At 47.6% G+C, this 18,292-nt stretch carries 16 protein-coding genes; 5 read left to right on the top strand and 11 right to left on the bottom strand.

The genetic code is table 11. From position 1 onward, the window contains the following. Positions 1-141 precede the first annotated feature (141 nt). The gene (locus R2103_RS07015; protein ID WP_317530760.1) at positions 142-2,739 is read left to right on the top strand and encodes an EAL domain-containing protein; all 2,598 of its coding nucleotides are present in this window, start codon (positions 142-144) and stop codon (positions 2,737-2,739) included. Positions 2,740-2,817: 78 nt separating this feature from the next. Here R2103_RS07015 and R2103_RS07020 read toward each other — a convergent pair whose 3' ends face one another. The 7 genes from R2103_RS07020 to R2103_RS07050 all read right to left on the bottom strand — a co-directional run bounded on the left by R2103_RS07020 (position 2,818) and on the right by R2103_RS07050 (position 8,290). Beyond that, positions 2,818-3,615 carry a carbonic anhydrase family protein gene (locus R2103_RS07020; RefSeq protein ID WP_317530761.1) on the bottom strand — a complete coding sequence of 266 codons (798 nt, stop codon included), beginning with the start codon at positions 3,613-3,615 and terminating at the stop codon, positions 2,818-2,820. 648 nt (positions 3,616-4,263) lie between these two features. Further along, the gene (locus tag R2103_RS07025) at positions 4,264-4,785 is read right to left on the bottom strand and encodes a GNAT family N-acetyltransferase (protein WP_317530762.1); all 522 of its coding nucleotides are present in this window, start codon (positions 4,783-4,785) and stop codon (positions 4,264-4,266) included. Between the two features lie 41 nt (positions 4,786-4,826). Continuing rightward, a complete protein-coding gene (locus R2103_RS07030) occupies positions 4,827-5,210 on the bottom strand; it encodes a SirB2 family protein (RefSeq protein ID WP_317530763.1) in 384 nt (127 codons plus the stop codon). Positions 5,211-5,212: 2 nt separating this feature from the next. After that, entirely contained in the window at positions 5,213-5,698 is a 486-nt protein-coding gene (locus tag R2103_RS07035) for a hypothetical protein (protein ID WP_317530764.1), read from the bottom strand. Between the two features lie 139 nt (positions 5,699-5,837). Next, positions 5,838-6,188, bottom strand: a complete 351-nt coding sequence (locus R2103_RS07040; protein WP_317530765.1) for an STAS/SEC14 domain-containing protein — start codon at positions 6,186-6,188, stop codon at positions 5,838-5,840. 86 nt (positions 6,189-6,274) lie between these two features. Further along, positions 6,275-7,120: a DMT family transporter gene (locus tag R2103_RS07045; RefSeq protein ID WP_317532069.1), complete on the bottom strand. Its 846-nt coding sequence runs from the start codon at positions 7,118-7,120 to the stop codon at positions 6,275-6,277. A 57-nt stretch (positions 7,121-7,177) separates the two neighbouring features. Then, positions 7,178-8,290 carry an aromatic ring-hydroxylating dioxygenase subunit alpha gene (locus tag R2103_RS07050; RefSeq protein ID WP_317530766.1) on the bottom strand — a complete coding sequence of 371 codons (1,113 nt, stop codon included), beginning with the start codon at positions 8,288-8,290 and terminating at the stop codon, positions 7,178-7,180. A gap of 220 nt (positions 8,291-8,510) precedes the next feature. Here R2103_RS07050 and R2103_RS07055 point away from each other — a divergent pair, with 220 nt between their 5' ends. The 4 genes from R2103_RS07055 to R2103_RS07070 all read left to right on the top strand — a co-directional run bounded on the left by R2103_RS07055 (position 8,511) and on the right by R2103_RS07070 (position 13,597). Next, positions 8,511-9,932: an adhesin gene (locus R2103_RS07055; protein WP_317530767.1), complete on the top strand. Its 1,422-nt coding sequence runs from the start codon at positions 8,511-8,513 to the stop codon at positions 9,930-9,932. A 91-nt stretch (positions 9,933-10,023) separates the two neighbouring features. Then, the gene (locus R2103_RS07060; RefSeq protein ID WP_317530768.1) at positions 10,024-12,210 is read left to right on the top strand and encodes a primosomal protein N'; all 2,187 of its coding nucleotides are present in this window, start codon (positions 10,024-10,026) and stop codon (positions 12,208-12,210) included. A gap of 74 nt (positions 12,211-12,284) precedes the next feature. Next, positions 12,285-12,521, top strand: coding sequence for a YdcH family protein (locus R2103_RS07065; RefSeq protein WP_107803318.1), 237 nt, complete (start codon positions 12,285-12,287; stop codon positions 12,519-12,521). Between the two features lie 80 nt (positions 12,522-12,601). Beyond that, positions 12,602-13,597, top strand: a complete 996-nt coding sequence (locus R2103_RS07070; protein WP_317530769.1) for a zinc-binding dehydrogenase — start codon at positions 12,602-12,604, stop codon at positions 13,595-13,597. 116 nt (positions 13,598-13,713) lie between these two features. Here the strand turns inward: R2103_RS07070 and R2103_RS07075 are convergent, their stop codons facing one another. The 4 genes from R2103_RS07075 to grpE all read right to left on the bottom strand — a co-directional run bounded on the left by R2103_RS07075 (position 13,714) and on the right by grpE (position 18,219). Further along, positions 13,714-14,160: a hypothetical protein gene (locus R2103_RS07075; protein WP_317530770.1), complete on the bottom strand. Its 447-nt coding sequence runs from the start codon at positions 14,158-14,160 to the stop codon at positions 13,714-13,716. Positions 14,161-14,361: 201 nt separating this feature from the next. Continuing rightward, positions 14,362-15,471, bottom strand: coding sequence for a molecular chaperone DnaJ (dnaJ, locus tag R2103_RS07080; protein ID WP_317530771.1), 1,110 nt, complete (start codon positions 15,469-15,471; stop codon positions 14,362-14,364). A 142-nt stretch (positions 15,472-15,613) separates the two neighbouring features. Then, entirely contained in the window at positions 15,614-17,557 is a 1,944-nt protein-coding gene (dnaK, locus tag R2103_RS07085; RefSeq protein ID WP_317530772.1) for a molecular chaperone DnaK, read from the bottom strand. Between the two features lie 68 nt (positions 17,558-17,625). Then, on the bottom strand, positions 17,626-18,219 hold the full coding sequence (gene grpE / locus R2103_RS07090) for a nucleotide exchange factor GrpE (RefSeq protein WP_317530773.1): 594 nt from the start codon (positions 18,217-18,219) through the stop codon (positions 17,626-17,628). Positions 18,220-18,292 lie beyond the last annotated feature (73 nt).

The raw sequence follows: 18,292 nt of genomic DNA on the forward strand, positions 1-18,292 counted from the left end.
CATTGAAATAAAATGCTTACAAATCCTCAGCAATCTAGTTGATTGTTTTGAATTATGGTTATCCCCGCAATTCGCAATTAGTTCTAAACTCTTTGGAAAATCATCCGACAAACTGCGAACAATTTCCATCATTTGTCCGCAATGAAAAATGATTACCGGGCATCAGAGCTTAATCATCACACTGTAAATTCCTCCTTGCAGCAAAGCAATCATTCCACGGCACTATTGGCCGAACAAGTAAAGTTGCTTTATCAGCAAGCTCCCAAGGCATTGGTAGTTACACTGATCACCTCCGCCGCGCTCGTTTTTATTTTCTGGGATCATGTTGCCAAGACTTGGCTGCTGGGATGGTTAGCCGCAATTTATTTACTGACTTTCATCAGATTTCTGCTGGTCAGATCCTATTTCCGTAAAAAGCCATCCACTGCCGAATCCGCTCGCTGGGGCCGACAATTTCTAATCGGTACGTTATTTTCCGGCATACTTTGGGGCTCAACGGGCAGCATTTTCTTTGTCAACGGCAGCGCCACACACCAATTATTTCTCGCGTACTTATTGGGTGGCATGGTAGCGGGTGCGATGGCTAGTTTGTCATCTTACCGGGGCGCATTCCTGGCTTTTTCAATTCCCGCCGTTATTCCTTTTACTTATCAGGTCATCACGCACGAAAGCGATATACAGCTCGCGATTGCCTTTACTTATCTTATTTTTGTCTTTGCCATGGGCAGTATTTCCCATCGGCTGTATCAAACTGTCGCGGAATCACTTAAATTCCGCTTTGATAATTTCGATTTGCTGAAACGGCTGGTACAAGCGAAAAATCATCAAAAAGCGATCAATCAGGCATTACAAGCCGAAATCGCCGAAAAAGACCAGTCGCAACAAGCATTGAAAAGCGTTAAAGAACAATTGGAGCAACGTGTCACGGAGCGCACTCAAGCGCTCGCTTTGGCCAACGCTGTGTTACACCAGGAAAAAGAATTATTCCAGGTAACTTTGGCCAGTATCGGTGATGCGGTCATCACGACCGATGCCGGTGGCAACGTCACCTACCTCAATCCGATTGCAGAGATTTTTACCGGCTGGCGCAACCAGGATGCCAACGGCTTACCGTTGCAACAAGTATTCAACATTCTCGATAGCGTTAACCGGTCGGCTGTTGCCGACCCGCTGGTATGTCATAACGGAACATCCGGAGATCCGCAAAAACACCATGAGTGTTTGTTAATCCGCAAGGATAAGCAAGAATGGATTATCGATTACACTGTAGCGCCGATTCAGAATGAGCAACAGCATGTCATTGGAACCGTCCTGACATTCCGCGATGTCACGGAGCAACGTAAGCTGACGCAAAAACTAGCCTATCAGGCCGCGCATGATTCATTGACCGGCTTGCTGAACCGTAAGGAATTTGAAACCCGTCTCGGCAAAATCCTGGCGGCAACACGCAAAAATGATTCACATGCACTGCTGTATCTCGATCTGGATCAATTCAAAATCATCAACGATACTTGCGGACACAGCGCTGGCGATGAATTACTGCGTCAAGTTACTGCATTGTTGCATGCCAAGCTGCGTACACGCGATACCTTGGCGCGTCTTGGCGGCGATGAATTCGGCGTCATCCTAGAGCACTGCCCGCAGAACGAGGCGCTGCAGGTTGCGCAAGCATTACGCGAATTGGTGCAAAACTTTCGTTTTCAATGGCAAGGCAATACATTCAGCATTGGAGTCAGTATTGGATTGTTCCCCATCACGCACGCCAACGAAGGCCTCGCTTTTGCATTAAATGCAGCCGATAGCGCCTGCTATGCGGCAAAAGAACAAGGGCGTAATCGAGTGCATGTATATCGAGCCGATACCGCACAGCAAGAATCCGGCGAAATGCCATGGCTGCCGCGCATCCAGCAAGCCATGATCGACCAGCGGCTGTGTTTATATTTCCAGCCCATTCAATCGATTTCCAGCAGCAATGGCAAAGAGAAACACGGTGAAATCCTGTTGCGCCTGGAAGATGAACACGGCCGTCTCGTCATGCCGGGAGCGTTCTTACCCGCTGCTGAACGGCATGATCATATGCTAGTCATTGATCGCTGGGTGTTGGAACAGTCGTTTAAATTAATCAAGGCCCATGCACACCACCAAGCCAACGTCATCTATACCATCAATTTATCCGCACAAGTACTTGAGAGTGCTGATTTTCTCGATTTCACCGTGAACACCATCAAAGCCAGCAAGTTAAATCCAGCTGGTATTTGCTTTGAAATCACAGAACATATCGCATTGACTGAAATGAACCACGCAGTGCGTTTTGTAACCACGCTAAAAGAACTCGGATGCCGTTTTTCGATGGATAATTTCAGCGGTGGCTTGTCATCATTCGAATATCTGAAAAATATTCCACTCGATTATCTGAAAATAGACGGCCGGTTGATCAAAAACATGCTTTCCGATCCGGTCGATCAAGCCATGGTTGAATCGATCAATCACATTGGCCACGTGATGCGGCTTAAAACCATCGCCGAATGGGTCGAAAACGACCAGACTTTACAGCTGCTGGAAAATATGGGCATCGACTATGCGCAAGGTTACTGGATTGCTGAACCTTACCCCATTGACGCCAAGTCAGTGAAATTCCCGGTTAACGATAAACTCGGCAATCAGGAAGTTAAGCGTGAAGAAGCTGAGAAACAGTATCAGGACTCAGAACAGAACGATCAAACTCAGACCGGCAAGTGAGAAATCATAAGGCAAATCGTGCATTAACCTAAACTTATCACGTTAAATACACTGATTCACCTTATATTTTTACTTAAATTATTTGGTTGAAGAGATAACTCGCCCATTCAGATTCTGCGGTGATCTGGCATTATCCGTATAGAATCCCTTGAGTTGTGAAAGCTGTGCCGCAGATATCGAAATGCTGTCCAATAAAAGGTACCATTGCACACCTTCACTGCAAGGCGGTGTTGTTAAAGAACCAGCGAACGATACATAATCAAACGTATTATGACCAAGCGGCGGTAATAATGTGGTTGGATCAATCCGGATACCGGTGGGATTAGCATTTTGATCACCCCCTGTAGCGGGCATATTGTTTAAAATAGTCTGCAATGTCGCATTTTCTTCCCCTATGGTTACCGCCACACCCAAAACGATGAGTCGCCCATCCGGGCTGACATGAACAAAATGTAATTCCGCAGGAAACTTCACGCCGCCTACTGCATGTTCGCTGGGCTCATGAAAGTGAAATTGAACCAGCGGATACGATTCCTCTCCGATTTTCAGCTCGCCTTTATAGTGCGTTGAGGTATTGACCTGAACCGCGTGACCGGTATTGAAGAATACCGGGGTGTCCACATCGTACCAAACCTCCAGATTATTCAATTTACGGGTATTATCAATTCTCGCATCGGCTAAATCGACCGGCGATTGGTGTGAGCCGATACTGCATTCCGCATACGGATAATTCAACGGCACGACGGTTTGTGATGGATCCTGAATCGCTCCCCAGGTTGCTTGTTCCTCATGCGTCCAGTGCGGAGCGGAAATTGCGGCTGCGGTATAACATGCAAAAATTGCTGAAGCCAGATTTCTCAATACTTTTCTGTTCATTGGTTATCTCCAATTTGCAAATCGTTATTCGATTAACATGTATGTTTTTTGCAGTAATCCACCATCGACGGTTTCTTGTCCTTATCGGAATCTTGTACCGATTGAGAATTTTCCTTTTTGGTCGATGAACTCGATTGTGAAGTTTGTGTTTGTTGATTGGAATCAGCAGATGATTTTGAACTGTTCGATCCGGATTCCGCAAAACACGAAACACTTAAACTCATGGCGATAGCCAAAAATATTTTTATCAGCATAATTTCCTCGTTTATAAAGAAGTTTCGTTACCCTTTTCGTTGCAGGAAAGGGCACCATATCATGATAAATGTAAATAAAATGTCAAGAAAAAATACGTTTTTTGTGAAAAATATGTGAATTAAAACAAATGTTAGTAGTAATGTTATTATAAATTAGGTTAAGAATTAGCCCGTAAAACCGCTATAAGGAAATCTAATATATATTGACCAGCGAGGGGAGAACGAGGATAAAAATCTGGTGATAATATTTTCTTTAATCAAAAAAATGTTGAAAAAGATCGCAAACGATGGCTAGGCAAAGTGAAATCAGACCCGGTTTATGCGTGATAAATGAGCATCTTGAGCTTAATTTCAGCGCAACATGATCGAGCCATGCTAGTTTTTCACAGCTTTCTTAACAACGCGTATCTTTCTTTTCAAGATATTCAATCGTTAATCCGGCAATTTTAGGCGTGCCAAGATACGCCGGATAAGTTTCAATCCGGCCGGTACAGTAATAACCCCTGCGTTGATAAAATTCGACCAATTCGGTGCGCTGTGATATCACGAACATGACAAATTGATGCACATTCATGACGCTGCTGGCAAAAGTTTCCGCTTGTTCGAGCATGTATTTTCCAAGTCCCTGCCCTTGCAGATCCGGATGAACCGAAAAAAAACCGATGTACGCACGCTCTTCTTCTCGTGCGACATAAATGCACGACGCCAGCATGGAAGGCAGGTTAATGACAAAAAAATGCGCGCCGGAATTTTGCATGGCGGTTTCGATTTCCTGCCGGTTGGTTCTATCGCCTTGAATAATCGCCGCTTCGGTTGTCCAACCGGCGTTTCCGCGATACGTCAGGTTGATCAGATCGCTGATTGCCTGCGCTTGATCGACATTGGCTTTTTCAAAACGCAAAGCGGAGAAATCCATTCGCTATCAGTGAATTTTACGGGTGCTACGGCTGCAGGATTCTAACCGAGACCTAATACCGGGCTTTTGGTGATTGCAACCAGCACAATGTAAATAAACACGCATTGTGCCGCCACCCAGGCGATAATTTTTGCCCGCCGGGTTTTGCCGAAGCGCATCGCCACCATACCCAGAGCGATATACAGCAGCAAACCAGCAATCTTGGCGGTTAACCAGGAATCCTGCAGCGGATTTTGCTGAATGACCATTGCCAGAAAAACCGCGCTGGTCAGCAGAACGGTATCGATGATATGCGGCAGAATCTTGACCCAACGTTGGCGCAAACTCGTTGAATCCCGGATCAACCAGATTCCACGCAGGAAAAACAATGAGTAACTGAGTATCACGCTACTGACGTGAATCATTTTCAACAATGCGTAACTCACATTCAACTCCCGGCTATCAACCAGCCATGACTACCTGCCACGGCACCGGCAATGGTAATTAAACTGAGTATCAATAAGAACAAGTGCTTGCGCTGAATTCTGGCAAATGTTTCCGGTGAAACGTCTTGCTGTACCAGGGCTGCGCCTTGCCTGCGGCGTCCACGCGGTTCCATGACGAACAACATCACGCTAAACAGCAGCCAGATCGCTACCATCATGTGCATCCACCAATATTGCCACTGCATGAAACGATGCCAGGCATCGAGCACATAAACCATGTAGAAACCGCTCAACCCAACGATCAATGTGGAAAAACGCGCTTGCGCGGCAAACCGTTGCCGGAAACGGGAAAAAAATGCCATTGCATCCGTGGCCGACTGCATGCGCGCCAAGGTTGGCAACAACACAAACGTCACCATTGCAACGCCGCCTATCCAAAGCACGATGCCCAATACGTGCAATACTCGGGCTAAAACAAAATCATCCATTCGATTTTTCTTACCGCTTAAGAACAAACTTGGAAATCATAGCAAATACTCTGTTGTATATTACGCATACACATTTCATACAATGTGCTGTGACGCATAGATCGCGTTAATTCGTCACAATCATTCAACCGGGAATCGGTTATTCAGTCTCCGAGGCCCAAATCTCGGCTTTCTCGTAATCGTGAAAAACCGTTACGTTGGCATGAATGAATAAATTGAAAACCCATGCGCCCCAGGTTTGCCATTCATCATCCGTCACAACCGCTACCCGGTTGAATTCACTGCCGTGATCGCGCATGAATTTAACTTCTTCCCAAGCTACATCAACGGTGTAATCCAGCATGTCGCGCCAATCAAACAAGAGATTGGCTTTACCGTCAAAATGGGATTGATACAGCACTTGTTGCTCAAATTCATTGTAGTCGGCTAATGTAAACTCACCAATAACTGCAACAATTACGAGATTGTCTTTCTTTTGAATAGTTATCATGACTCCCTCCTCAACAAATAATTAGCTCATCATAGGGAATTAAACCGGATGGTGCAAATTTTGCCGCTACCCGCATCACAGCAAAATCACTTGGACGTCACAGTGGAAGCTCGCTTAATACCCAGGATGCCGCTTAATGAACCGCCCAGAACAATCAATCCCATCCCGAGCCAGGCTACGGGAGGCAATACATCATTCCACAACAGAATGCCCCAAAGACTGGCAAATAATACCGTGCTATAACCCAGTGAAGTCACAACCAGCGTCGCACCTTGATGATAGGCGCGTGTCATCGCCAATTGCGCCAATGTGGCTGTTATACCGGTACCGAGCAGCAGCAATAAACCATCCCAGTTAACCGGACTGAATGCCGTAAACAGCAACCACACACCAGTGCCTAATGTGCTGATCAATGTAAAATAAAATACCACCTGCCATTCGGATTCACCCAATTCGCCCAGTTGTTTGACATTGATATAAGCAATTGCAGCGAAAAACCCGGAGGCCATCCCCAGCAAACCGGCCACCCATTGATCTTCGGGCAACGAAGGGCGCAGTAACAAAACCACACCGGTAAAACCGAGTAAAACTGTGCAGATTAACGGCCAGTGAATATGTTCTTTCAAAATCAAGGTGGAAAACACTGCCAAGAAAAGCGGCCAGGTATAATTCAGCGAAATGGCGGTCGCCAAGGGTAATTGCGTTATACAGTAAAAAAACATCAATAAACTGATCAAGCCGGAGATTCCGCGCCAGCAGTGAACCCGCCAATGCGGCGTTGTTACCGGCAGACGGTAATAGCGGATGACCAGGTAAGTCATCCAGACACCGAACAACGAACGGTAAAACACCAATTCCGTACTGGAAAAATACGCCGCACCGAGTTTGACCAGTACGCCCATGCAGGCAAACATAAAGCCTGCAACCAACATCCACAATGAACGCACTTGTCGGTGTTCCTGAAAAATACAGCAGTTGCGGTTATTGAATCAACGGATATGCGGTCCGATTTCTCGTTGCAGGAATTGATGGAAGTGCTTCATTCCTTCTTCCATAGGAATTTGATAAGGCCCAGTTTCATTTAAACCCTGTTCAAATAAAGCACGCCGCCCGGCGGTCATCCGTTTGCAGATTTCATCATCTTCAAGCGCGGTTTCTTTGTATGCCGCTTGTTCGGCTTCCACGAAATCGCGTTCAAATAGCGCAATCTCTTCCGGATAGTAAAACTCAACCACGTTCATACAGCTTTCTACTCCGGTCGGCAGAATCGTACTGATGACCAGCGTATGCGGATACCACTCGAGCATGACATTGGGGTAATACAACAACCAGATCGATCCATGCGGCGGCATCTCCCCTTCCGATTGTTGCAGTAATACTTGTTCGTGCCATTTGGCATACACCGGAGTGCCCGGTTTTTGCAAACGTGCACTATCGATTGCCACAGTCTGCACGCTATACCAATCGCCAAATTCCCAATCGAGTTTTCCGGTATCGACAAAACGGCTTAATCCCGGGTGAAACGGATCGACGTGATAATCTTCCAAATACACTTCGATAAATGTTTTCCAGTTACAGTGATAGTGATCAATCTGCACACGATCAAAGACATAGCCAGAAAAATCAAAATCCTGCAACACGCTCAGATTACCCATATCGTGCGCAACTTGACGTTCACCGTTAAACAATAAACCATTCCAGCTTTGCAATGCGGTTTTGCTCAGATTCAAGCAAGGATTCTGCTCAAAATGCGGCGCACCCAGCAATTTGCCATTCAACGCATAAGTCCAGCGATGTATCGGACACACGATGCTTTTGGTATTACTTCTGCCCGTCAATAAGAGCGCTTGACGGTGACGGCAAACATTCGATAACAATTCAATGCCTTGTTCGTTACGCACCAGCACTTTGGCATTATTCATCCATTCCGGCACATAATAATCGCCCACATTGGGAACCATTATTTCATGACCTACGTAACCCGGCCCGCGATCAAACAAAATACGTTTTTCAAGTTCAAGAATTTTAGGATCCAAGTACCAGTTGACGGGAAGCTGCACTGACATGTCCGCCAGTTGCGAAATATCAGCCATGTTAGACATATAAATACCTTATACCCCCCAGATAAAAAACAGCGGCGAAAATACACGAAAAGACAAAAATTTAAAACCTATTTAAGCAAGTCAGGAACGAAAAACCGAATGCATGGCTATAATAGCAATCTTGATAGTAAAATATCAGCATCCATCGATACGTTACTCGGACAAAAAAGTAAATTGTACAAGATTGAATTATTTAATTAATCAAAAAGAGAGCATCTTAATGAAATCTAAACAGCAATTAAGAAAAAAATCATGGATACCCGTATTATCCACAGTATTTGTTGTTGGTCTAGCTGCCTGCGACAGCGGCGGTGAAAAAGCACTCGATACCTCATCCTCTTCGTCATCATCGTCAGCAACGGCTGTCAAAAGAACCATGCCGACAGGCCCGGCAACCGGTATTTTAGTAGATTCCCCCGTGTCCGGCGTAACGTTCGCGGCAACTTCCGGAAAATCCGGCACCACCGACGAGAAAGGCAGTTTTAATTTCAATCATGGTGACAAAATCGAATTCAAGCTGGGCGGTTTGACATTGGGTAATATTCCCGGTTCACAGATTGTGACTCCGATTGAATTAGCCGGTGACAACGCTAATAAATTACAAAATCTGCTGGTTTTACTGCAATCATTGGATTCCGACAGCGATCTTTCCAATGGTATTGCCATTTCCCGTGAAACGGCTGCTGCCGTTAAAGGGTCGATTAATCTGGATAGCAGTCCGGAAACATTTGCCGATTCCGCCGGGCTAAAAGAAATTATGGAAGCCGGTGGTATTTCCGGCGAAGCCGTAACTCCTGAAGCAGCGCGCACACACTTTCTTTCTCAAGGTGTCGCACTGCTCAGCGCGCAAATCTGGGTCAGTTATACCAACCAAACCGCCAGCGTGCTGCGAGTAGCCGCCGATAGCAGCGGTGAGTACTTGCAAGGCGATGCAAGACCGGATGATTCCTGTGATGAAAACCGGGTGTGCGGCGGGAAAACCGTTTTCCAAGCGGGTGTTGAATATGGCGTAGCCAAAGCAACTGATTTTGACAGCCGCGGCTTCAAGCTGGTGAGCACGCCCAGCGTGGACACCAATCTGAAGGCTGGTTTCTCTAATCCTGGCCCAACGCGGCGAGTACGTACCGACGGCTCCGAATTGATTAATTCCGATATTGTCACAGTGCAAAGAGCGCGTGAACAAGGCAGTGTATTCGGTGAGCTTTTCCATATCGCCAAACCAATACAACTGAGCGATGAAAATGAAGTGGCGGAAAAAGAAGTCAAAGAATCCCGCTACTCAAAAATAGACAACGATGCCAACGGCATCATCGGTGCTTGGGCGTATGACAGTGAAGCGATCAACACACAAACTGTGGTTTTCTTCCCCAACGGCAAATATATGATGATCGATCCGACAGGCGCAACACAGCGTGAAGATCAAGCAAAATGCGCAAAACCCGGTATTGAATTCTCTTCCTATACCTATAACAAAGGCGGGAATAATTTCAATTTATCCAGCTTCACCTATAACACCAATGGTTGCGCCGGTTTCTCCGATGTGGAAGGCAGTATCGGCTTCACCCTCAGTTCCGACGGCAATACCGCCAAGTTGGACAAACCCGGTGAACCATCGGCCACACTGTACCGTGTTTCTAAATAACTGATGGTTTGAATCTTAAAGCACAACACTCACCGGAACTGTTTCATAGCCGGTGAGTAGTGCTTTTCCTTCGTTATAAATCCGGCTGCTCATGCCCATCATCCGTGTCGCACTCAATGTTCCAGTCGACACACTGTTTGATTACCAGTTAGAGGACGCCAGCCAACACGATATCGGGCTACGCGCCTGTGTGCCTTTCGGCAAAAAACAAGTCACCGGTATTATCCTCGCGGTCAGCGATGAAACGCAGATTCCCATTGAGAAACTGAAGTCCGCGCACGGCATTTTCAGGGAAATAAAACCTCTACCCGCCGCATTGTTGGATTTATTTTATTTTTGCAGCCAGTATTATCATCACCCGCTGGGTATGGTGATACTGAATGGCTTGCCCGTTAAGCTGCGTAATAACAAGCCGGTTAGCTTAAAAAGAAAACCGGCTCAGTATCAATACAGTCTGACTGCATCCGGTAAAAGCGTTGAGTTAGCACAAATTCCGGCACGTAACCGGGTAGCGCGCCGCTTGCTCAGTGAATTTCAACAAGCCGTGACGTTGACCGGCGCGCAAATCAAGCACATTTCACCGCGTGCGGAAAAATTGCTGCAAGACTGGATTCAGCTCGGCTGGATCGCGGCAGAATTCTGCTCAACTGCAACAGTGGCGCGAGTTGCAGAAATTCCCGTATTGACTGCCGAGCAGGAGGTTGCGGTGAGTGCCATCACTGCCGATGTCAAGCAATTCAATACCTGGCTGCTACATGGTGTGACCGGTAGCGGCAAAACCGAGGTGTATCTCAGAATTATCGAATCCGTGCTGGCGCAAGGCCGGCAAGCGCTGGTACTGATTCCCGAAATCAGTTTGACACCCCAGTTGGAAGGTGTTTTTCGCGCCCGCTTTTCTACCGTTCCGCTGGTTAGCCTGCATAGCGGCCTCAACGATACCGAGCGGCTAACCGGTTGGCTGCAAGCCCAGCGCGGTGAAGCCAAAATTATCTTGGGCACGCGCCTCGCCGTGTTTACCCCATTATCCGATCTTGGTTTGATTATTGTCGATGAAGAACAGGATAGCTCGTTCAAACAACAGGATGGACTGCGTTATTCCGCGCGCGATCTAGCGATTTTCCGCGCCAGGCAAAGCGCTATCCCGGTGATATTGGGTTCGGCCACGCCGTCATTGGAAAGTTATTACAATGCGCTCACAGGCCGTTACCGGCATGTCCGCCTGCTTTCCCGCGCGGTGCAAAATGCCACCCTGCCCTTGATCCAATGCATTGATACACGTATACACAAAACCCAGGAAGGTTTGTCCGGTCCACTGATCCAGGCGCTCGATCAGTGTTTACAGAAAAAGCATCAAAGTCTCATTTTCATCAACCGGCGCGGCTATGCGCCCGTGCTGCTGTGCAAATCCTGCGGCTGGACAGCGCCCTGCCAGCGTTGTTCCAGCCGCTTGGTTGTGCATCTGCGTGACAAAAAACTATGCTGCCATCATTGCGGCCACCAAGAACAATTTCCGCGCGCTTGCCCGCAGTGCGGCAATCAGGATATCGCTCCTTTCGGGCAAGGCACGCAACGCGTGGAAGAAACCTTGACCGCCCATTTTCCAACGGCGCGGATTCTGCGCATTGATCGTGACAGCACGCGCCGCAAACATGCGTGGCCAGAGATTCTGCATGCCGTTCATACGCACCAGGTGGATATTCTGATCGGCACACAATTGCTGGCCAAAGGCCATGATTTTCCCAATCTATCCTTAGTGGGCATTCTGAATGCCGATGGCGCGCTCTATAGCACCGATTTCCGCGCCAGTGAACGATTATTTGCGCAACTGATGCAAGTCGCCGGGCGTGCCGGACGCGCCAATGTGGCCGGACACGTCTTGATTCAAACCGAATTTCCAGATCATCCGTTGTATCAAGCGTTACAACGGCACGATTACGATGCGCTGGCACAAACGCTGCTGGCGGAAAGAAAAATGGCCGGATTCCCGCCTTACGTATATCAAGCCCTATTGCGCGCGGAAGCGCATCACATAAAAACCGCGCTGGATTTTCTTACACAAGCGGCACAACTTGCCCGTCCGCCGCAAACGGTTGAATTATTCGACCCGGTACCGGCGCACATGTCACGGTTAAAAGGCCTGGAACGTGCGCACTTACTGGTACAATCTTCCTCACGCAAACATTTGCACGCTTTTCTAACCGGCTGGTATGCAAAAATCACCGCATTGCCCAGCCAAAAAGTGCGCTGGGTACTGGATGTCGATCCGTTGGAATTTTGATCTGTATCAGCGCCTATTCTTCACAGTCAGTCAAAATACAACTATTGAAACAAAACAATAAGAGGAGTATCCCAATGATCGACAAACACGATTTGCACCATGAATTCCCTGAATATTATGATCGCATTCATGAATTAAAAACCAATAACAGTCATTTTGCGCGTCTGTTTGAGGAATATCACGATCTCAATCGTGAAATCCTGAGAATCGAGGAAGGCGTCGAAAACACCACCGACGAATACTTGGAAGAATTAAAAAAGAAACGATTGTTATATAAAGATAAGCTTTACGGAATGATTGCCAATCCATGATAGCCATCCGGTAAAATACCGGATGCACGACATCTTCAATCCGTGCAATACCACGAACAGTAACCATAAGAGCACAACCCATGAAAGCAATCTATTTCAATACAGGCGGAACAACGGATATTCTGCAGTATGGTGATGTAGAATCCCTCGGCCAATGTGGTGATAAGCAAGTCTTGATCCGTATCAAAGCGGCCGGTATCAATCCGATCGATTGTAAAATCCGCGCCGCGCCGCAGCGTTTCCCGGTGACTTTCCCAGTCATTCCTGGCTGCGACGGCGCCGGTATTGTTGAGAGCGTGGGCACGCAGGTCAAAAATTTCCAGCGCGGCGACGAAGTTTATTTTTCTCAGCCTGGCTTCAACAACCGTCAGGGCACTTATGCCGAATACGTTCTGGCCGATGCCAGCCTGCTGGCTTTGAAGCCGCGTTCCTTATCCTTTGAACAAGCTGCCGCGGCACCGCTGGTTTTTATCACTGCCTGGGAAGCACTGCATGACCGGGCACGCATGACCAGTGGCCAAACGGTCTTAATTCATGCGGGCGCCGGTGGTGTCGGCCATGCCGCTATCCAATTGGCAAAACTGGCCAGTGCCAAAGTCATCACGACAGTCAGCAGCGAGGAAAAAGCACAATTTGTACAGCAACTCGGTGCCGATTTGATCATCAACTACCGGACACACGATGTGGCTGCGGAAGTGTTGCGATGGACTGACGGCAATGGCGTGGATATCGCATTTGATACGGTCGGGCCGGAGGTATTGCAAAGCTGCTTTGGCTGCGTGAAGCCCTATGGCGATGTGGTCACCATTCTGCAACCTTCACCGGATACCGATTGGAGCGAAGCACGGAAGCGCAATGTACGATTCAGTTTGGAATTGATGCTGTCACCCGTTCTACTGGAACTGGAAGAAGCGAAACGCCATCAAGGCGAAATATTGCGGCAGTGTGCCGCATTGTTTGATGAGAATAAGCTGACTGTGAAAATTGCCCGCACTTTCGCACTGGCCGATGCCGCCGCAGCGCAGCAGTTTCTTGAGCAAAATCATCCCGCCGGGAAGATTGTCTTAACGTTGTGAACTCTTGTTTGATCCAATACCGCCGGTAGAAGCGGCGGTATTGGGTTTCACTCAACCACGTAATTAGAAATTTGCACTACAACCACTGACATGCAAACGGGGAGATATCACATCGCTTAAAACAATTCCAGATATAACCAGCGATGATTAAAATCATCATTGATTTTAATATTTGAATCATCACTATCACCGGAATAATCGAGCTGTATGTGCGGGAAATCGCTGAGTATCAGCGCGCGCATGTCGCTGTTCAGAATGAAACTATAGCTATTTATTTTCTGGCCATCACTGTGCACGCGCGATTGACATGCATCCGTGCCGTTCTTTAAGCAATTGACCGCTTCGTCGTTGATGCGGATATTGTCGGAAACACCAGTAATTCTGAGCGTACTAAGAATACTTTCATCTTCGATATCAAAATATACTCCGTACAAATTTCCTGTGACATTGCCAATTTGATTCACTTTGAATAATAGTGCTCCGCCCGCCACTTCTTCAATTGTCACCCATGCTTTGGCTGGATTGGCTGCGGTACCGTTAACCAGAAAAGATATTGTCGCCATGATTACTCCCTGAATTAAATTTGTAATTACTGCCCTATTAAAGTGATCGTGTTTCGTGAACTCAGGCGTAACTATAAATTGAGAAAGCAATCCAATTGTGAAGCAAATGTAAATTCTTTGTTAAATGTGAGTCACAAGCTGACACCAGCACATTACCAATGTTATGACTATGTATTGATTAATAATAAATTAAGCGGTTTCCTATTCGGAGAAAAATTCCCGCGCTTTATCCATCCAAGACTTGGCACGCGGGCTGTGGCGAGGACCGTCTTTTAAACTGATGGCTTCCAATTCTTCCAGTAGCTCTCTCTGACGCGCAGTCAGTTTAACTGGCGTTTCCACCACGACATGGCAAAGCAAGTCACCTTTATCGTGACTGCGTACACCTTTGATTCCCTTGCCGCGCAGACGGAAAATCTTATCGGTCTGTGTTTCGGCCGGAACTTTAATTTTGGCGTGACCTTCCAGTGTCGGCACTTCGATTTCTCCACCCAACGCAGCCACGGTAAAGCTGATCGGAATTTCACAGTGTAAATTATCACCATCCCGGCGGAAAACAGAATGCGCCGATAAATGAATTACAACATACAAATCGCCCGGCGGACCGCCGTTTAAGCCAGCTTCACCTTCACCGGAAATACGAATGCGATCGCCATCGTCCACACCTTCCGGAATTTTTACGTTCAATGTCTTTTGCTGTTTAACACGCCCTACGCCATGACAGCTCGCGCAGGGGTGCGTGATAATTTTGCCGTTGCCTTGACACTTGGGGCAGGTCTGCTGAATAGAGAAAAATCCTTGCTGCATTCTGACTTGCCCGTGGCCATTACAAGTCGGACACGTCTTCGGTGAGTGACCGGGTTTGGAGCCGCTGCCGTGACAAGCATCACATTCCTCCTGAGTAGGGATGCGGATTTTAGTTTCAGTACCATGTGCCGCCTGTTCCAGGGAAATCTCCAAGTTGTAGCGCAAATCGGAACCGCGATGCACATTAGCTCGTCCGCCGCGCCCACCGAAAATATCGCCAAAAATATCGCTAAACGCGTCGCTGAAGCCCTGTGCGCCACCTCCTCCGCCTGCATTTGCATCAACCCCGGCATGACCGAATTGATCGTAAGCAGCCCGCTTGTTCGTATCCGTCAATACCTCATAAGCTTCTTTGGCTTCTTTGAACATCTCCTCCGATTTCACATCGCCTGCATTGCGATCGGGGTGATACTTCATCGCCAATTTTCGATAGGCTTTCTTGATTGTTGCTTCATCGGCATCGCGGCTGACGCCGAGCACATGATAATAATCTCGCTTACTCATCTTGACTTCCTGCTCGCGTGATAAGGGTATGTTGTTCTGATTGTTGAAATTTACGCTTTATGCAAACACTAAAACGCAGAGCTCGCACAGGCATTTACTGCGCTGCCGTGTGCGTCTCTGCGTTTGATTGTTTTAACAAAAATTATTTTTTGTTTTTAACTTCCTCAAATTCCGCATCAACCACCTCGCCTTCCACCGGCTTCTCGCCTCGACCCGATGATGATGAAGATCCGGCTTCAGGTTGCGCTTCTCCGCCGCCTTGCTGATCTTTCTGTTGATACATCTTTTCAGCCAGTTTATGCGCCGCTTCGGTCAACGCCTGTGTTTTGGCATCGATCTCGTCCTTATTGTCGGTTTTCAGTACTTCTTCGGCATCTTTCAATGCGGCCTCAAGCTTGGCTTTTTCATCGTTGCTTAATTGGTCGCCGTGCTCTTTCAGCGATTTCTTCACCGAATGAATCATCGCATCGCACTGATTACGGCTGGAAACCAGCTCCAGTGCTTTATGATCTTCCTCGGCATGCGCCTCGGCGTCTTTTACCATACGGTCAATTTCATCGTCCGACAAACCGGAGCTTGCCTGGATTTTGATTTTGTTTTCCTTGCCGGTCGCTTTGTCTTTCGCGGACACATGCAAAATGCCGTTGGCATCGATATCGAACGTCACTTCAATTTGCGGCATGCCGCGCGGTGCTGTCGGAATATCGCTTAAATTAAACTGCCCCAGGCTTTTGTTTCCTGATGCCATCTCACGTTCGCCTTGCAGCACGTGGATCGTCACAGCCGTTTGATTATCATCGGCAGTAGAAAATACCTGCTGCGCCTTGGTTGGGATCGTGGTGTTTTTCTGGATCAGTTTGGTCATCACGCCGCCCAGCGTCTCGATACCCAACGACAATGGCGTCACATCCAGCAACAGGACATCCTTCACGTCACCTTTCAACACGCCACCTTGAATGGCCGCGCCAACCGCTACCGCTTCATCCGGATTAACATCTTTGCGTGGTTCTTTGCCGAATATTTCCCTTACCTTATCTTGTACTTTCGGCATGCGGGTTTGTCCGCCCACCAGAATGACGTCGTCGATGTCCGATGCGGATAAACCGGCATCTTTGATCGCCGTGCGGCAAGGTCCGGCGGTACGTTCGATCAAATCTTCCACCAGGCTTTCCAATTTCGCGCGAGTTATTTTGACCGCCAGATGCTTCGGTCCGGAAGCGTCCGCCGTGATATACGGCAAATTCACTTCGGTCTGTTGGCTGGAAGATAACTCGATTTTGGTTTTTTCCGCCGCATCTTTCAGGCGTTGGAGCGCCAGCATGTCTTTCTTCAGATCGATGCCGGTCTCTTTCTTGAATTCATCGACCAGATATTCCATGACACGCGAATCAAAATCTTCCCCACCGAGGAATGTATCGCCGTTGGTCGCCAGCACTTCAAATTGATGCTCACCTTCAACTTCAGCGATTTCGATGATGGAAATATCGAACGTCCCGCCGCCGAGATCATAAACTGCAATCTTGCGGTCGCCTTCTTTTTTATCCAAACCAAATGCCAGCGCAGCAGCGGTCGGCTCATTGATGATCCGTTTGACTTCGAGACCTGCAATGCGTCCGGCATCCTTGGTAGCTTGACGTTGCGAATCGTTGAAGTACGCCGGTACCGTGATCACCGCTTCGGTTACTGTTTCCCCGAGATAATCCTCGGCGGTTTTTTTCATTTTCATCAGTACTTGCGCAGAGACTTCCGGCGGTGCGATTTTCTTGCCACGCACTTCCACCCAAGCATCATTGTTGTCCGCTTTAACAATACTATACGGCACCATCTTGATGTCACGTTGCACCATATCTTCGTTAAAACGCCGTCCGATCAACCGCTTGACTGCAAACAACGTGTTTCTAGGATTCGTGATTGCTTGACGCTTGGCCGAGGCACCCACCAAAATTTCATTATCTTCCGTATAAGCCACAATCGACGGTGTTGTCCGCGCACCTTCCGAATTTTCGATGACTTTGGGATTACCGTTTTCCATAACGGCCACACAAGAGTTTGTGGTACCCAAGTCGATACCGATAATTTTTGCCATGTTTAGATCCTTTTAAAGATTAATTCTGTCTGTCGATGGGTATAAAAATGGAGATACTTGTAAAAAATTCAAGAGTCTTTCGCTTTTGAAACGGATACAAGCGCCGGGCGGATAATGCGCTCATGCAGCTTATAACCTTTTTGCATGACTTGAACCACGGTATTCGGCGGTTGTTCGGAATCAATCGTGCACATGGCTTGATGTTGATGCGGATCGAATTTCTCGCCTTTAGGATCAATCACCTTGATATTGAATTTATCGAAAACGCTGGTGAGTTGTTTTTGTGTTAATTCCATACCGCTTTTGAAATTTTCAATGGTCGCGTTCTCAACCGCCAATGCGGCGTCCAAACTATCCATTACCGTCAGCAACTGCGCCGAGAAATTCTCAATCGCATATTTATGCGCATTGGAAACGTCGGTTTGCGCGCGTTTACGGATATTTTCCGTTTCCGCCTTGGCGCGAATCCAGGCATCGTGATGCTCGGCCGCTTTGATTTCCGCTTCTTTCAGTAAATGTTCCCAATCGGGCTGCGCGTTAGTGATTTCCCCGGTTTGGATGGTGGCATCGTTAGTCGCTCCGGGGATTTTGATTTCTTCCTGGGAATCAGCCATATCTTTTGAACTCGCTTCTGTATTATGTGAATTTTCTGGACTTTGCATCGTAGCTCCTCATAACTGTGAGGGCGATATTGGGACAGCACTGCTAAATTTCAAGCCGGAAATGAAAATTTAT

The sequence above is a fragment of the Nitrosomonas sp. Is24 genome (genome assembly GCF_033063335.1).
Lineage (GTDB): Bacteria > Pseudomonadota > Gammaproteobacteria > Burkholderiales > Nitrosomonadaceae > Nitrosomonas.

What these genes read in the sequence shown, in the direction of transcription:
- R2103_RS07015 (WP_317530760.1), top strand. Translation starts at nt 142, where the DNA reads ATGAAAAATGATTACCGGGCATCAGAGCTTAATCATCACACTGTAAAT.
- R2103_RS07020 (WP_317530761.1), bottom strand. Translation starts at nt 3,615, where the DNA reads ATGAACAGAAAAGTATTGAGAAATCTGGCTTCAGCAATTTTTGCATGT.
- R2103_RS07025 (WP_317530762.1), bottom strand. Translation starts at nt 4,785, where the DNA reads ATGGATTTCTCCGCTTTGCGTTTTGAAAAAGCCAATGTCGATCAAGCG.
- R2103_RS07035 (WP_317530764.1), bottom strand. Translation starts at nt 5,698, where the DNA reads ATGGATGATTTTGTTTTAGCCCGAGTATTGCACGTATTGGGCATCGTG.
- R2103_RS07040 (WP_317530765.1), bottom strand. Translation starts at nt 6,188, where the DNA reads ATGATAACTATTCAAAAGAAAGACAATCTCGTAATTGTTGCAGTTATT.
- R2103_RS07045 (WP_317532069.1), bottom strand. Translation starts at nt 7,120, where the DNA reads ATGTTGGTTGCAGGCTTTATGTTTGCCTGCATGGGCGTACTGGTCAAA.
- R2103_RS07050 (WP_317530766.1), bottom strand. Translation starts at nt 8,290, where the DNA reads ATGTCTAACATGGCTGATATTTCGCAACTGGCGGACATGTCAGTGCAG.
- R2103_RS07055 (WP_317530767.1), top strand. Translation starts at nt 8,511, where the DNA reads ATGAAATCTAAACAGCAATTAAGAAAAAAATCATGGATACCCGTATTA.
- R2103_RS07060 (WP_317530768.1), top strand. Translation starts at nt 10,024, where the DNA reads ATGCCCATCATCCGTGTCGCACTCAATGTTCCAGTCGACACACTGTTT.
- R2103_RS07065 (WP_107803318.1), top strand. Translation starts at nt 12,285, where the DNA reads ATGATCGACAAACACGATTTGCACCATGAATTCCCTGAATATTATGAT.
- R2103_RS07070 (WP_317530769.1), top strand. Translation starts at nt 12,602, where the DNA reads ATGAAAGCAATCTATTTCAATACAGGCGGAACAACGGATATTCTGCAG.
- R2103_RS07075 (WP_317530770.1), bottom strand. Translation starts at nt 14,160, where the DNA reads ATGGCGACAATATCTTTTCTGGTTAACGGTACCGCAGCCAATCCAGCC.
- dnaJ (WP_317530771.1), bottom strand. Translation starts at nt 15,471, where the DNA reads ATGAGTAAGCGAGATTATTATCATGTGCTCGGCGTCAGCCGCGATGCC.
- dnaK (WP_317530772.1), bottom strand. Translation starts at nt 17,557, where the DNA reads ATGGCAAAAATTATCGGTATCGACTTGGGTACCACAAACTCTTGTGTG.
- grpE (WP_317530773.1), bottom strand. Translation starts at nt 18,219, where the DNA reads ATGCAAAGTCCAGAAAATTCACATAATACAGAAGCGAGTTCAAAAGAT.